The organism is Nitrospira sp. Kam-Ns4a (assembly GCF_965152595.1).
Genome location: NZ_OZ224218.1, coordinates 485,274 through 500,222 on the forward strand (window position 1 = coordinate 485,274; position 14,949 = coordinate 500,222).

A 14,949-nucleotide genomic window follows, 5' to 3' on the forward strand; every position below is an offset into this window, starting at 1 on the left:
CGAGGCGAGTTCAGCACCCGACGGGCTAGCTCGCACCGCGTCGCTTCCGCGAAACGGATCCCGCCAGCCCTCTCCGTCCGCGATGCTACTCCGCCTCTTCTGCGCCCTTGCGTCCTGTCGTTACGGTCGTCAGTCCTTCGTCTCCACTGTCGCCGGCTCCGGGGAAACCGGTCCTCTCCGACCCAAGGCCTTGGCCACCCCCCACACGCCGCGCTCGACCGGCCCCAGCAGCGCATAGCCTACGAAGAGCAGGAACAGCATGAGCTGAGGCCAGGCCATCACGAGCATGATCGCCAGGATGGCCCAAACCAGGTAGTTGAAGTGCCGGCCCTTGAACTTGAGGTCCTTGAAGCTCCGGTACTTGATCGTACTGACCATGAGGAACGCGAGCCCCAGGGTCATCACCAGGATCAGCAGTGGCTTGACTTCCGCCCCCACCCGCAGGATGTGGTGGTCGAAGATCACCAGGGTCGCGAGCACGCTGGCCGCGGCCGGGATCGGGAGCCCGGTGAAGTACTTGCTCTCCGAGGTCGCCGACATGACGTTGTACCGCGCCAGCCGGAGCGCGCCGCAGGCGATGAACGCGAACATCACCGCCCCGCCCGCCATCCCGTGCGCGCTCAGCGCCCAGGAGTAGATCAACAGGCCGGGCGCGACGCCAAAGGAGACCAGGTCGGCGAGCGAATCGTACTCCACGCCGAACTGACTCGTGCTGTTCGTCCAGCGGGCAGACTTCCCGTCTAGCATGTCGAAGACCAGCGCGACCAGGATCGCGACGGCCGCCGCCACATAGTTCGCATTGAAGACGGCCAGGATCGAGTATAGGCCGCAGAACAGGTTCCCCGTGGTCAGCAGGTTCGGAATCAGATAGACCCCGCGCCGCCGCCGGGGCTCTTTCAGGAACCCGCCGCGCATGTCGGCCCCCCCTCCGGCAACTCCGCCAGCACCGTCTCGCCCCCCCGCACCCGGTCGCCGACGGCCACCCGTACCCGGACGCCCAGGGGCAGAAAGGTGTCCATCCGCGAGCCGAACCGGATCAACCCGTACCGCTCGCCGCGGGAGACCGTCTCGCCCGGTTCGACCCAACAGACGATCCGACGCGCGATCAGCCCCGCCACCTGGACGCACACCAACTTGTAACCGTCCACGGTCCGGATCATCAAGGCATTCTGCTCGTTGTGCACCGTCGCCTCTGGCCGGTTGGCCGCCAGGAAGCGGCCCGGCTGGTAGGCCACATCCGCGACCGTCCCATCGCAGGGGATCCGATTGACGTGCACGTCGAACACGTTCAGGAAGACGCTGATCCGGATCCCGCGGTCTTTGAGAAACCGCGGCTCGAATTCTTCCTCGATCGCGAGCACGCGCCCGTCGCCCGGGGCCACGACCGCGCGCGGATCACTGGGCGGCACGCGCCGCGGGTTGCGGAAGAACCAGGCGGCGAACAGGGCTCCAGCTCCGAGCAGCACGGTCGGGGCAACCCATCCCAGGACGCCGGCGACCGCTGCCGCGCCCCCGGCCGCCGCCACGAAGGGCACCCCTTCCCAGACAATCGGAATCCCGACGGCTCGGTCCGCCATGCTTCTCACGATCAGCCTTCAGCCCCTAGCAATCAGCTTCCGGCGGGTCCCGTCCGCATTTTCTGGCTGCCGGTGCGCTGAAGGTTGGCGGCTGAGGGCCCTTTCAATTCTTGCTCCTGTCCACGAGCTGGCTTTTCTTGAGCCAGGGCATCATCGCGCGCAACCGGGCCCCCACCTCCTCGATCGGATGGGCCTCGCCCTGCTTGAGCAGCGCGTTGTACACCGGCCGGTTCGCCTGGTTCTCCAGCACCCACTCGCGGGCGAACCGCCCGCTCTGGATCTCCTCGAGGATCTTGCGCATCTCTTTCTTAGTCTCCTCGGTGATGATCCGCGGGCCGCGCGTGACGTCGCCGTACTTGGCGGTGGTGCTGATGGAGTACCGCATGTTGGCGATCCCGCCCTCGTAGATCAGGTCCACGATCAGTTTGACCTCGTGGAGACATTCGAAGTAGGCCATCTCCGGCGAGTAGCCGGCGTTCACCAGGGTTTCGTAGCCCGCCTGGATCAGCGCCGTGAGCCCGCCGCAGAGGACCACCTGCTCGCCGAACAGATCGGTCTCGGTCTCCTCCCGAAACGTCGTCTCGATGACCCCGGCGCGCCCGCCGCCGATCGCGCAGGCGTAAGCCAGGCCGACCTGGCGGGTGATCCCGCCGGGATCCTGGTGGACGGCCAGGAGCATCGGAACGCCGCTGCCCTTGGTGTATTCGGAGCGCACGAGGTGACCCGGCCCCTTGGGGGCGACCATGAAGACGTTGACCGTCGGGCGCGGCACGATCTGGCCGAAGTGGATGTTGAAGCCGTGCCCGAAGGCCAGGTAGCCGCCGTCCCGGAGATTGGGCGCAATGTCGTTCCGGTAGATGGCCGGCTGCGCCTCGTCCGGGGCCAGCAGCATCACCACCTCGGCGCCCCGGACCGCGTCGGCCGTCGGCATGACCTTAAGCCCGCTCGCCTCGGCCTTCTTCCAGGAACTCCCTTCCCGGAGCCCTACGACCACGTCCACCCCGCTGTCCTTGAGGTTCAAGGCGTGCGCGTGCCCCTGGCTGCCGTACCCAATGATGGCGACCTTGCGGCTGCGGATCTGCTGGAGATCGGCGTCTCCGTCGTAGAAGATCTTCATGACGACTGGCTCCCGTCAGAGTTGACGTGAGGCACCCTTCGACAGACTCAGGGCGAGCGGCGAGGGGGAGGCCCCCTTGCCCGGTCTACTCTTTGGCGACCCGCTTGGGCTGCGCCGCGGCCGGCCGGATCGGCTCCCGGGCGATGGCGACCCGGCCGGTCCTGACCAGTTCCTTGATGCCGAGCGGTTGCAGCAGGTTGATGATGGCCTCGATCTTCTTGATGTCGCCCGTCACCTCGATGGTGTAGGTGCTCGGCGTCGAGTCAATGACGTTGGCGCGGAAGATGTCCGTGATGCGCAGGGCCTCCGCGCGGTCCTCCGGCTTGGTGTGCACCTTGATCAGGGCGGTCTCGCGCTCGACGAACTCGCTTTCGTTCAGGTCCACGACCTTGATGACGTCGATCAGTTTGTTGAGCTGCTTGACGATCTGCTCGATGATCCGGTCATCCCCCTTGGTGACGATGGTCATCAGCGAGGTGGTCGGATCCAGCGCCGGCGCGACGGACAGGCTCTCGATGTTGAAGCCCCGGCCGCTGAACAGGCCCGCCACTCGCGACAGCACGCCGAACTTGTTCTCGACCAGGACCGAGATGATGTGTTCCATTGGAAATAGCCAAGAGCCCACAGCGAGCAGCCAGCAGCTCTGGACCTTTCGCTACCTGCTATCCGCTGCTTGCTTACGCCGTTAAGACCGTGTCCTTGTCCTCGGGGACAACCGCAGCGCCGGGCACCCGTTGCTGGGGTGCCCGTTGCTCTCCCACTTGCAACGGGCCAACTGCAACGGGTGCTTTCCGCTTCAGCTCGGGCGGATCTTCGAGGATCATCTCGTGGTTGCACCCGCCGGCCGGGATCATCGGATAGCAGTTCTCATACTGATCCACCGGCACATCCACGACCACTGGCCCCTCGGCCGCAAGGGCCGCCTTGATAATGTCGTCCACCTCCGAGACCTGGGTCGCGCGGAGCCCCGTCGCGCCGTACGCCTCGGCCAGCTTCACGAAGTCAGGCACCACGTCCAGGTAGCTGGACGCGTAGCGTCCCTCGTAAAACAGGTCCTGCCATTGCCGCACCATGCCGTGGTACCGGTTGTTGACGATAAAGATCTTGACCGGCAGCTTGTGGACGACGGCCGTGGCCAGTTCCTGCATGTTCATCTGGACGCTCCCGTCGCCGGCGATGCAGAGAACCAGCTTGTCGCGGAACGCCGCCTGCGCCCCCATCGCAGCCGGGAACCCGAAGCCCATGGTGCCCAGCCCGCCGGAGGTCAGCCAGCGGCGCGGCTTGGCCAGCTTGAAGTACTGGGCGGCCCACATCTGATGCTGACCGACATCGGTGGACACGATCGGGTCCCGGTCCTTGGTCAGCTCGTACAGGCGCTTGATCAGGTGCTGCGGTTTGATCGGGCCGTTCGGATCCTGCTCATACCGCAACGGGTGCGCCTGCTTCCACTCGTTGATCTGGTCCCACCAGGGCTTCCGCAGCTCCTTCTGGTCGCCGTTGACCGTGGCCTTGAGGATGTTGTTCAGCTCCCGCAGCACCCGCTTGCAGTCGCCCACGATCGGGATGTCCACGTTGATGTTCTTCCGGATGGACGTAGGATCAATGTCAATGTGGATGATCTTGGCGTAGGGGCAGAACTCCGAGACCTTGCCCGTCACGCGGTCGTCGAACCGCGCCCCGACAGCGATCACGAGGTCCGAGTAGTGCACGGCCATGTTCGCCCAGTAGGTGCCGTGCATCCCCATCATCCCCAGGCAGAGCGGATGCTCACCGGGAAACGCGCCCAACGCCATGAGCGTGAGATCCACCGGGATGGTCGTCATCTCGGCCAGTTCGATCAGCTCCTCGGAGGCGCCGGAGAACACCACGCCGCCGCCGACATAGAGGATCGGCTTCTTGGCCTTCATGATCGCTTCGGCGGCCTGCTTGATCTGCCACTTGTTCCCGTCGTAGGTGGGGTTGTAGCCCCGGATCGAGACGGACCCCGGGTACTTGAAGTCCCCCTTGTTCATGGAGACGTCCTTGGGGATGTCCACCAGCACCGGGCCCGGCCGGCCGGTCGTCGCGATGTAGAACGCCTCCTTGATCGTCACCGCCAGGTCGTTGACGTCCTTGACCAGGAAGTTGTACTTGGTGCAGGGCCGGCTCAAGCCGATATTGTCGGCCTCCTGGAAGGCGTCGTTGCCGATCAGGTTGGTGGGCACTTGCCCGGAGAAGACGACGAGCGGGACCGAGTCCATGTAGGCATCCACGAGCGCCGTGACGACGTTGGACATGCCGGGGCCCGAGGTCACCAGCGCCACCCCCGCCTTTCCGGTCGCTTTCGCATAGCCTTCCGCCATGTGCCCGGCCCCCTGTTCATGGCGCGCGAGGATGACCTCAATGTCCTTCTGCTGATGGAGGACGTCGAAGATTTTCAGCACCACGCCCCCAGGCAGGGCGAAGATGGTCTTGACCCCTTCCCGCTTGAGACACTCTACGAAAATCTCGGCGCCGGTGAGTTTCATCGCTCCCTCATGACCAGCGGGCACAGAAGCGGACTACCCGCCCGCCCCCGACCCCAGATGTGCCGATCGGCGAATTGCCAGGGACCTTCAAATGCGTGAAAAACAAAGAAAAAGGTTTCGTGATCTTAGCATTGCCCCTGCGGGCGCGTCAATGGAAATCTCAGCGGTTTCCCCAAGTCTTCCTGAGCGGCGGCCCGCACAGGCCCGAAGCATCGGTTGAGCCACCGGAGGAAATCGGGTACCGTAGCGCCACATGCGCCCGCCCGGAACCACCGCGGCGCAGGAAACCAGGAGGACCATGGTCGAGGTCACCGTGCTGTCCCGCCAGGGATGCCACCTCTGCGAGGTAGCCCTCGCCACCGTCAAGCTCGTCCAGCTTACGGAGCCGTTCGCGCTGCGCGATCAGGATGTGGCCGCCGACCCCGGCCTCGAGGCACGGTACGGCTCGCGAATTCCCGTGATCCTGATTGACGGCGTGGAGACCTTCGCAGGAAGGGTGTCGGCGGACGACTTCCGGCGGGCGATCAAAAGGGCGCGGTGGAGAGGGTCTGTAAGCCGGATTCTGTCCCGCCTCGGATGGATCCCGACGCGGGGGTGATCATTTCTCTGGAACCCGGGTTGCCCCGGGCTTCAAGCGACCTACCCGAGGACTTCGGCCGGGCCAGCCGTTCCCGATCCGGCAGCAGGCCGGTTCGGGGCGTCCTCCTATTTGGTCTTGCTCCAGGCGACGCTTGCCGTGCCGTCTGTGTCGCCACAGACGCGGTGGGCTCTTACCCCGCCGTTTCACCCTTGCCTGATCCGACCGGAGCCCGCGCGGTCCATCCCAGGCGCGAGCCCCCCGCTCGGCCATCGGCGGTCTGTTCTCTGTGGCGCCGGTGTCGGATCGCTCCGCCTGGGGATTACCCAGCGCCCTGCCCATGGAGTCCGGACTTTCCTCCCGCACGCGCACCCGCAAAGCAGTCACCCGCAAAGCGGGTACCCGGCGAGCGACCACCCGGCCCTCTCCGCCGCGCCCGCTCAGTATACTGGCCGGGCCGCCCCGGCGCAAGTCCGATTGACCGGGCGCGGGTGCTCTGCTACAGTACGTCCCCCGATGCCGCGTGCCCACCCTGTCACCTCCTGAAGCCCTCGTGGCCGAGTCTCTCCCCGAATCGGAGCGCGGCCGGATCGGCATTGACGAGTCCGGCAAGGGCGACTACTTCGGCCCGCTCGTGATCGCCGCCGTGTTCGTGGACCGCGCGGCGGAGAGCGATCTCCGGCTCATGGCAGTCCGGGACAGCAAGCGGATCGCGGACGGCCGCATCCTGGAGATGGCCCCGGATATCCGGCTGGTGTGCCCGCACAGCGTCGTCGCGATCGGCCCGCAGCGCTACAACGAACTGTACGAGAAGATCCGGAACCTGAACCGGCTCCTGGCTTGGGGCCACGCCCGCGCGCTGGAGAACCTGCTCGAGCGGGTGGACTGCGCGCTTGCGATCTCGGACCAGTTCGGCGACGAGCGGTTCGTCCTCAACGCCCTGCTGGAGAAGGGCAAGCGGATTCGGCTCGTGCAGCGGCCCAAGGCCGAGGCGGACCTGGCGGTGGCCGCCGCCTCCATCCTGGCCCGCGCCGAGTTCCTGCTGCGCTTGAAGCGGCTATCGGAGGAGGTGGGTACGACCCTGCCGAAGGGGGCCTCCAGCGCCGTGGAGCTGGCCGCGCGGATGGTGGTGAAGAAACACGGGCGGGAGCGGCTCCGCGCGGTCGCCAAGCTGCACTTCAGGACGACCCAGGCGGTGCTCGCCGCGGGGTCGGAGGCCTAATCCGCGTCCTCATCCGCCTCCGGGACCCGGGCCGCGATCGTGACCGGCTCCCCGTCCCAGTAGAGGATCCGCTGGCAGTAGCTGCACACCACGAGATCCTCGGAGCGCTTGACCTCCGCCACGAGCTGCGGCGGAAGCTGGAGCCGGCAGCCCTGGCAGATGCCGTCTCGAACCGGGACCACAGCCAGGTCCTTCCGGGTCGCCTTGAGCTTGGCGTAGCGGTCGAGCAAGGTCTGCTCCAGCCTGCGGGCGGCCGCCCGTTGGCGCGCTTCGAGTTCGGCGAGCTCGGACGTGAGCGCGGCCGCGGTCGCCTCCAGCCTGGCCTTTTCCTGCACGAACACCCGCTCGGCCTCGGTAGCCCGGCTCTCCACCTGGCGGAGTTCCTGCTGGTCCTTCTCGATCCGCTCCATCAGGAGGAGGATCTGCTCCTCGATCTCCCCCTTCCGCCGGTTCGCCATCTCGATCTCGAACAGGTGGGCCTGGTACTCCTTGTTCGTCTTCAGCTCGCTCAGCCGGCCGCGGAGCTTCTCCACCTGCGCCTCATGGGCTTCCAGCTCACGCTCGCGGTCCCGGCGCTCCTTGGTCAACGCCTCCAGCGACTTGGCGACCTCCGCCAGGCGGGCCCGGGCTTCCTTGAGCGGAGCTTCGGCGGCCTGGATTAGCTCCGGGGTCTTCCGCTGGTGCTCCCGGACCTCCAGGATCTTCAGATCGAGGGTCTGCAGCTCGATGAGCGCGGGAAGCTGGGGATTCAATGCTGCCTCTGCGGTCGTCTCGGGACCAGGTCTCGCGCGGCCACGAACGGGACCGCCCGGCCCGAACGGGTGGTGGGCCCACCAGGACTCGAACCTGGGACCAACTGATTATGAGTCAGCCGCTCTGACCACCTGAGCTATGGGCCCGCGTTCACAGGCTCTCGACGAAGCTCCGGAGCTTCTTGCTACGGCTCGGGTGGCGGAGCTTCCGGAGCGCCTTGGCCTCAATCTGCCGGATCCGCTCGCGAGTGACCTCGAAGTCCTGCCCCACCTCCTCGAGCGTGTGGTCCGTGCTCTCGCCGATCCCGAACCGCTTCCGGAGCACCTTCTCCTCGCGAGGCGTCAACGTCTCCAGGGCGCTGTTGATCTGCCGTTGCAGGTCGTAGCGGATCGCCGCGTCCAGCGGCGAGATCGCCTTCTTGTCCTCGATGAAATCGCCCAGATGGCTGTCCTCCTCCTCGCCGATCGGCGTCTCCAGCGAGATGGGCTCCCGGGCGATCTTCAGGATCTTGCGGACCTTGTCGAGCGGCAGGTCCATCCGCTCGGCGATCTCCTCGGGGGTCGGCTCGCGGCCCAGCTTCTGAACCAGGTGGCGCGACACGCGGATGAGCTTGTTGATCGTCTCGATCATGTGCACCGGGATCCGGATCGTGCGGGCCTGATCGGCGATGGCCCGCGTAATCGCCTGCCGAATCCACCAGGTCGCGTAGGTGCTGAACTTGTAGCCGCGCTTGTACTCGAACTTGTCCACCGCCTTCATCAAGCCGATGTTGCCCTCCTGGATCAGGTCCAGGAACTGGAGCCCCCGGTTCGTGTACTTCTTGGCGATGCTGACAACGAGCCGCAGGTTAGCCTCCACGAGCTCCGCCTTGCCACGCTTCACCTTCTCCTCGGCTAGGTCGAGGCTGCGGACCGCCTCCTTGATCTCGTCGGCGGAGACGAGCGCCTGCTCGGTCTCGAGCTGGCGGATCCGGCCCCGCGCGTTCTGGTAGGTCTTCTTGATCTCCTGGAGCGTCTCTTCGGAGAGAGCGGTCTTGCGGCGCACCGCGAGGAAATCGCGCCGCGACCGCCCCAGCCGCCGCAACAGCTCCGCACCCGCCTCCCCGGCCACACCGAGCTTGCGCTGGCACTGGGCGATCTCGCGTTCGGCCTCTCGGATTTCCTGCGCGAGGTCCCGCACCCGCTGCACCAGGCGTTCCTTGAGTGTTTGATGGAGGTTGATCCCCTCGATCTTTTCCACGACCTCGCGGCGGGCTTCCTTGATCTGCCGCCGGATGCGGAGCTGCTTGGCGGGATCGTGCCCGATCTTCCGGGCCTTCTCGTAGAGAGTCATGAGGGAGCGGGACGCCTTGCGGACCCGGTTGAGCGCCTCAAGCGTGCGATCCTTCAGCTCCTCGTCGTCACGTTCGACGACCTCGTCGGTCTCCTCGAACTCCTCCTCATTGACGGAGACGATCTCGCGGACGTTGATCTTGCCAGCCTTGAGCTGGTCTCGGAGCGACAGGACGTACTGGATGGTCATCGGCATGCCGAAGACCGCCGAGGCGATGTCCTTCTTGCCCTCCTCGATCCGCTTGGCGATCTCGATCTCTCCCTCCCGGCTGAGCAGCGCGACGCTGCCCATCTCCTTGAGGTACAGGCGGACCGGATCATCGGTGCGGCTGAGCACCCCGGGGGTCAGGTCAATCTCCTTCTCCCCCTCCTCCAGATCCTCACTCTCCTCCGCCTCCTCGGCGACCTCCTCGGCCTCGGCCTTCTCCTGGTAGCGCTCGCTCTCCGCCGCGTCAATGACCTCGATGTCCATCTCACCGAAGATCGTCATCAGGTTGTTGAGCTGCTCGGAGGACACCATCTCGGCGGGCAACGTACTGTTCAGCTCGTCGTAGGTGAGGAACCCCTTCTCTTTCCCGAGGGAGATCAGCTTCTTGACCTCTCCGAGCAGTTCTTCTTTCGGCATATGGACGTCCCCCCCTCTTCCCTCCAGCCTACCCCCGGATCGTCTGCACGGCGCTCGGGCGGACCGCCTTGCGGAGCCGCAACTCGTTGAGCTGGGCACGCAGCCGGGTCGCATCCTCGGTCCGGCCCTCGCGCTCGGCCGCCCGGAGCCGCACGATCAGCTCCTCCAACAGCTCTTCCCGTCGCGTCCGCTCGAGGGTCTCCAGGCATCCGGCCACGTGGGCCGCAACATCGTCGTAGTGGCCGTCCAGCAGGGACAGCTCGGTGGCGACGGGGCCGCAGCGCGGATCGGGGACGGCCTCGGCGAGCACGGCCGCGACCAGGACGCGGCCGTCGCGGTCCAGCCGGCCGAGGGCCAGCTCGACGATCCGCCGATAGGCCGGATCCGTAAATGCCTCCGGGTTCAGCGCGCGGACCTGGGCCGGGCCGAGCTTGCCCTGCAGCAACAGATGGACAAGGTCCCGCTCCGCCCGGCGACCCTTGGCGGGCGCCGCCACCGGCGCGGCGGCCGGCGGCCGCCCTGGACTCTGCGCGCCGCGCCGCTCCCGTTCGCGCAGGGCCGGATACCGCTCGATGAGCCGCTGCTGGTTGACCCCGAGCCGCTCCGCGACCCGTCGGAGATACTCCTCCTGCTCCAGCCGATCACTTGCCTTCTGGATAATTCGCAGGACCGCATCCGCCCCCCGGATGCGCTCCTCGATCGTGTCGGCGCCGGCGCTACGCAGCGCGTGCTCGACCGCAAAGTCGAGCAGGCTCGGCGCCCGCTCCTCGAGCCGGAGGAACGCCTCAGGCCCCCGGGCCCGCACGAACTCGTCCGGGTCCTGCCCGTCCGGAAGCGAGACCACGCGCACGCCGAGCCCGCTCCCGACGAACAGGTCGAGCGTCCGCAAGGCGGCCCGCACGCCCGCCGCGTCGGGATCGAACAGCAGCACCACCTTGGTCACGAGGCGGCGCAGCAGCCGGAGATGCTCCGGCGTCAGCGCCGTTCCCAAGGTCGCGGCGACGTGGGTGAGCCCAGACTGATGGAGGGTGATGGCGTCCACATAGCCCTCGACAATCACGAGCGTACCCAGGCGCGCCGCCGCCTCCCGGGCCCGGTCCAGCGCGTAGAGGCAGCGCCCCTTCTGGAAGAGCGGGGAATCTGGCGAGTTGAGATACTTGGGCATCCCCTCGCCCAGCACGCGGCCCCCGAAGCCGATCACCCGGCTCCGCAGGTCCCGGATGGGAAACATCAGGCGGGCGCGGAATCGGTCGTAATAGCCGGCCGCGGCCTTGGTGCCGCGCCCGGCCGGCTCCTTCGGGACCGCGAGCCCAGCCTGGCTTACCTCGGCTGGCGCGTAGCCCTCCTTGGTCAAGTGCGTGAGCAGTCCATCCCAGCCTGGCGGCGCCAAGCCGAGCTGAAAGGCTTCGATCGTCTGCCGTTGAATGCCACGGCTGGTCAAGTACGCGAGCGCCTCCCGGCCCGCTGCCGGGTCCAGGAGGGCCTGGTGGAAGAAGCCTGCCGCCGCCTCGTTGATCCGGTGCAATCGCTCGCGCTCCCGCGCGCCCGCCCCGGCCGTCCGCTCGCCCTGGACCTGCTCCGGCACGGCAATCCCCGCACGCCGCCCCAGCTCGCGCACCGCCTCGGGAAAGTCCTTGCCCTCGATCTTCATCAGGAAGGTGAAGACGTTGCCGCCGACCCCACAGCCGAAGCAGTGGAAGATCTGCCGGGAAGGGCTCACGTTGAAGGAGGGCGTCTTCTCGGAGTGGAAGGGGCAGAGGCCCTTGAGGTTCTGCCCGGCTCTGGTGAGGGTCACGTATCCCGACACCACCTCAGCGATGTCGGTCCGTTCTCGAATCAGCTCGATGATGTCTTGAGGAATGAGGCCCTGCGTCACCGGCGATCCCACTCCCCTCCGCGCGGCCTCGAACCCGACCTGTTGCGATACGTGTGGAAAGGATTGAAAAATCAAAAAGAAAGACAGGGGACTATAGCAAACGGCTCTGCGGATTGTCAATGGAACCAGGGATGCCGGCCCGGCGGCCAGGACCTTGGGCGCCCCCAAGCAAATTCTCGCCTGCCTTCTCCGGATTCGGATTCTTTGCCACCATCAGACATAAGGATAAGGACGGCGGCTGACGAAGGGTGTAATGCTCCCCGTTTGTCAAGACACTTTTTATCGTGCTGAGAGTGAGTCATCCTACGCAGCGGCTTGTGCCACCTCCTGCACGCCGAGCATGGCTTCGAACTCCAGCGGGCTCTTGGAGCCGAGCGCCGAGTGGACGTCGCGCTGGTGGTCCTCCACCGTGATCCAGTGGCCGATCGCCGCCCGCGCCTCTTCTAGGCTGGTGCACGCCCGCAGCCAGAGCAGCTCCTCCTTGATCGTGCGCATCAGGCGCTCCGTCTCGGCATTCCCCTTGGGATTGTCATAGCTGGTGACGACCGGCTCGATTCCCAACAGGCTCATGGCCGCCAGGAAGCCGGTCGCCGTCGGTTGGCTCCCGTTGTCGGAGCCCCGCGTCAGCCCGGCCCCCCGCACGCCCTGCGGGAATTCCGACTGCACGCCCATCAGGAGGGCCGCCTCCCACTCCTGCCGGCGACTGCGGAGGGCCAGGTCCCAGCCGACGATCTTCTTCGTGTACCAGTCCAGCACGATGACCAAGGACGCCCAGCCCAGCGCCGGGATCAGGCACGTCGTCCTGTCGATCCCCCAGAACTGCCGAGGCCGGGTGGCCTGGGGTTTCGCCTTCGGGGTCCGTGTTGCCGCATGCGACGCCCGCTTGATGGTCAAGCCCACTTCCCGCATCAGCCGATAGACCCGCTTCTTGTTGACCAGGAGGCCCTCCCGATCCCGGAGCCAGGCCCAGACCCGCCGATCGCCCCAGCAGGGATGGGCCTCGGTGACCGCACGGATTCGCTCCAGGAGCGCCTGATCCGAGGGATCTGGGACCGGCACGGGGGGCGGCGTGCATGCCGAGCCGCGTCATAGCCGCTGCGACTGAGCCCGACCAGCCGGCAGGCCGTCGCCGCCGACCACCCGGCCTCGCGCAACGCGTCCACCAGGATCACCCGCCTCCCGACCAGCTCGTCCGTTTGTTTTACCAGCTCAATGGCCACAGCCTGCTTGCCGATCAGGCGCTGGAGCTTCTCGATCTCCCGCTTGAGAGCCTCCTCTCTCGCAGGGAGTCCGTTGGTCAAGGCCCGCTGGCCCCCTTCCAGGAAGCGATCCCGCCACTGGTAGTATTGGGTCTGGGCCATCTGGTGCTCCCGACAGATCTCCGCGACCGGCTTGGCCCCTTTGATTCCTTCCAGGACAATGGCCCGTTGCTCTTCCGCAGTCCAGTGACGCCCCTTCATGTTGGACACCTCCTCGTTGAGTGATATGATCCCTTACCACTCACTCTCCAAAGTGTCCACTCGCTCAGGGGAGCAGTATAAGGGCGAACTGCTCCGGTGGGGGCATGATGCGTTGTCCCCTTGCGGCCATCCACGTCGTACTGTCGGCCGCTCGCCTCACCGGACCAGCAGAACGGCTCGCGGCGCCCCACCGCCCCAGATGTCCCGCTCCCGCCATGCCGCCCGCCTCCGAGTGCATCCCTTCCAGCCGCCCTAAAAACAGACCAGCGACAGGCCGTTTGAAAGCCTGTCGCCTTCAAGGCTTCGTGCCGGTCGGCGAGACACTCAATGCGTGGTTGCGTTAGTCCCCTCCATGCGCTCCAGAGCTGTGGTCATAGACCAGAGTTGTAGACTGACCTGCATTTGATTAAGCGCGCATCGTTTGAGCCCAGGATTCAACTGCTCTGAGCGCGAGATATTCGCCGAACCATTCGACTATATCAGGGATATGCACTCCGGGCACTTCAGCAAAGGAATAGGGCAAACTGCTCTTGGTGATGTCCTAGACTTGCGGGAAAAAGAAGGGGGCCCTCGCCCGAGTGCTAGACTCGGACTGCCTAACGGAAAGGAGGGACACCCCATGCAGAGAGTACCCCATCAGCGCGCACCCAGGAAGCGATTCGTAAGGTGCTCGAGGAGGGCCCCGAGGAGGATCCCCAGGCGGCCCTCGTCAAACTGGGCATGCAACGGGTGATTGAGGAGGCATGGGAAGCCGCGGGGCGCGAGACGGGCGGGCGCGATGACTATGCGCGCCGCCCTGTGGGGGCGCCGGGCTACCGCCAGGGCCCCCGTACCGACCGGCTGGCGACGCGCGCAGGAGAAGGGCGGTAGGCAGTTCCCCAAAGGCGCGCGGTCCCACCCGCCCTGCTCCAGGCCCGCCGCCGGCGGCTCAACGGGCGCACGCCCCCACGGACGCGCTTGGGCCTGGACCTCGTTGCCCGGGGCTGCTCGCCCCGCGATCTTGAAGCGCGGGGCACCGACGCCGACGGGCGATCCCGGCTGGCACGCCCCGCGGGGTCGGAGAGCACGGAAGCGCGCTGGGCCGAAGAGGAGGCGTGTGCCACCCGGGCCCGCCGCGCCATCACGCCACGCTCGCTGTTGCTGGAGGGGCTTGCCGAACGGCTGCGGCCGGGCGCGGCGCGCGCGGCCGTGCTCGTGGCCGGGGCCATCACTGAGGAGGGCCAGAAGGTGCGGCTGCATGTGGCGCCCGGGACCCAAGAATCCCCCGACTGCTGTCGCGAGTTGTGGGGAACCCTCAAACGGCGCGGCCGAAGCACCCCGGTGCTCGTGGTCACGGATGGCGCGCCGGGGCTGAGCCGGGCGGTGGAGGAGTGTTTTCCGGCGTCGCGGCGGCAGCGGGGCCTGGCCCATCGGATGCGCCACCTGCTGGCGAAGCGCCCCGACGAGATCCGGGCGGAAGGTGCGGCGGCCGCCCGGGCGGCCTATCTCGCGCCGTCGGTAGCGTGGGCCCGGGCCGCTCGCGAAGAGGGTGGCACGCGTGTGGGCCACGACTATCTACCGGCAGTCGCCTGCTTCGAAGAGGATTGTGCGGCGTGCATCGCACCCCGGCCCCACCCACCGCGCCATCGGCGGATCTGTCGGACGACGAATTTGCTTGAACGCCGGGTGCGCGAGGAACGGCGGCGACTCGATGCCGCAGGGACGCTGTCGAGCGAACGCGCGGGCTTGACGCTCATGGAGGCCGCGCTGATTCGAGGCGCGGCGCGCTGGCGTGGCGTCATGCTCACGGAGTTTGCCCCGCGCCAGTTGACCCAGCTGCGAGCCCCACTCCAGGCCGCGCACGCCACGCGTCACGCACCGCTCACGAAGGCGCCTCGCAAAGACTAGCGAGCAAAGCGACCGCC

General features: G+C 66.9%; 12 protein-coding genes, 1 tRNA gene, 1 other RNA gene and 1 pseudogene. 3 read left to right on the forward strand and 12 right to left on the reverse strand.

The features are described 5' to 3' along the window. Nucleotides 1-129 precede the first annotated feature (129 nt). The 5 genes from pssA to ilvB form a co-directional block, all read right to left on the reverse strand. Nucleotides 130-915 carry a CDP-diacylglycerol--serine O-phosphatidyltransferase gene (gene pssA / locus ACWHYQ_RS02415; protein WP_447974165.1) on the reverse strand — a complete coding sequence of 262 codons (786 nt, stop codon included), beginning with the start codon at nt 913-915 and terminating at the stop codon, nt 130-132. Further along, nucleotides 897-1,577: a phosphatidylserine decarboxylase family protein gene (locus ACWHYQ_RS02420; protein WP_447974166.1), complete on the reverse strand. Its 681-nt coding sequence runs from the start codon at nt 1,575-1,577 to the stop codon at nt 897-899. Before ACWHYQ_RS02420 ends, pssA begins: the two co-directional genes overlap by 19 nt. Before the next feature lie 103 nt (nt 1,578-1,680). Then, nucleotides 1,681-2,694 carry a ketol-acid reductoisomerase gene (gene ilvC, locus ACWHYQ_RS02425; protein ID WP_447974167.1) on the reverse strand — a complete coding sequence of 338 codons (1,014 nt, stop codon included), beginning with the start codon at nt 2,692-2,694 and terminating at the stop codon, nt 1,681-1,683. A gap of 85 nt (nt 2,695-2,779) precedes the next feature. Further along, nucleotides 2,780-3,298 carry an acetolactate synthase small subunit gene (gene ilvN / locus ACWHYQ_RS02430; protein ID WP_447974168.1) on the reverse strand — a complete coding sequence of 173 codons (519 nt, stop codon included), beginning with the start codon at nt 3,296-3,298 and terminating at the stop codon, nt 2,780-2,782. A gap of 73 nt (nt 3,299-3,371) precedes the next feature. After that, complete coding sequence (gene ilvB / locus ACWHYQ_RS02435; RefSeq protein WP_447974169.1) at nt 3,372-5,201, reverse strand: biosynthetic-type acetolactate synthase large subunit; 1,830 nt, start codon at nt 5,199-5,201, stop codon at nt 3,372-3,374. Between the two features lie 298 nt (nt 5,202-5,499). On the opposite strand from ilvB, the pseudogene ACWHYQ_RS02440 reads away from it, so the two are divergent. Further along, a pseudogene (locus ACWHYQ_RS02440) lies at nt 5,500-5,715 on the forward strand (glutaredoxin family protein); the annotation flags it as partial. Nucleotides 5,716-5,736: 21 nt separating this feature from the next. Here the strand turns inward: ACWHYQ_RS02440 and rnpB are convergent. Further along, nucleotides 5,737-6,207: RNase P RNA component class A (rnpB, locus tag ACWHYQ_RS02445), an RNA gene on the reverse strand. Nucleotides 6,208-6,331: 124 nt separating this feature from the next. On the opposite strand from rnpB, the gene rnhC reads away from it, so the two are divergent. After that, entirely contained in the window at nt 6,332-7,000 is a 669-nt protein-coding gene (gene rnhC / locus ACWHYQ_RS02450; protein WP_447974170.1) for a ribonuclease HIII, read from the forward strand. Here the strand turns inward: rnhC and ACWHYQ_RS02455 are convergent. From ACWHYQ_RS02455 to ACWHYQ_RS02480, 6 genes are all read right to left on the reverse strand, one after another. After that, the gene (locus tag ACWHYQ_RS02455; RefSeq protein WP_447974171.1) at nt 6,997-7,752 is read right to left on the reverse strand and encodes a zinc ribbon domain-containing protein; all 756 of its coding nucleotides are present in this window, start codon (nt 7,750-7,752) and stop codon (nt 6,997-6,999) included. The genes rnhC and ACWHYQ_RS02455 overlap by 4 nt on opposite strands. Before the next feature lie 70 nt (nt 7,753-7,822). Further along, nucleotides 7,823-7,899, reverse strand: a tRNA-Ile gene (locus tag ACWHYQ_RS02460). Nucleotides 7,900-7,903: 4 nt separating this feature from the next. Further along, nucleotides 7,904-9,709: an RNA polymerase sigma factor RpoD gene (rpoD, locus tag ACWHYQ_RS02465; RefSeq protein WP_447974172.1), complete on the reverse strand. Its 1,806-nt coding sequence runs from the start codon at nt 9,707-9,709 to the stop codon at nt 7,904-7,906. A 28-nt stretch (nt 9,710-9,737) separates the two neighbouring features. Beyond that, nucleotides 9,738-11,585, reverse strand: a complete 1,848-nt coding sequence (gene dnaG / locus ACWHYQ_RS02470) for a DNA primase (protein WP_447974173.1) — start codon at nt 11,583-11,585, stop codon at nt 9,738-9,740. Between the two features lie 303 nt (nt 11,586-11,888). Continuing rightward, nucleotides 11,889-12,611 carry a transposase gene (locus ACWHYQ_RS02475; protein WP_447975509.1) on the reverse strand — a complete coding sequence of 241 codons (723 nt, stop codon included), beginning with the start codon at nt 12,609-12,611 and terminating at the stop codon, nt 11,889-11,891. Further along, a complete protein-coding gene (locus ACWHYQ_RS02480; protein WP_447974174.1) occupies nt 12,494-13,045 on the reverse strand; it encodes a transposase in 552 nt (183 codons plus the stop codon). Before ACWHYQ_RS02480 ends, ACWHYQ_RS02475 begins: the two co-directional genes overlap by 118 nt. Nucleotides 13,046-14,002: 957 nt before the next feature. On the opposite strand from ACWHYQ_RS02480, the gene ACWHYQ_RS02485 reads away from it, so the two are divergent. After that, nucleotides 14,003-14,932: a transposase gene (locus tag ACWHYQ_RS02485; protein WP_447974175.1), complete on the forward strand. Its 930-nt coding sequence runs from the start codon at nt 14,003-14,005 to the stop codon at nt 14,930-14,932. Nucleotides 14,933-14,949: the final 17 nt, after the last annotated feature.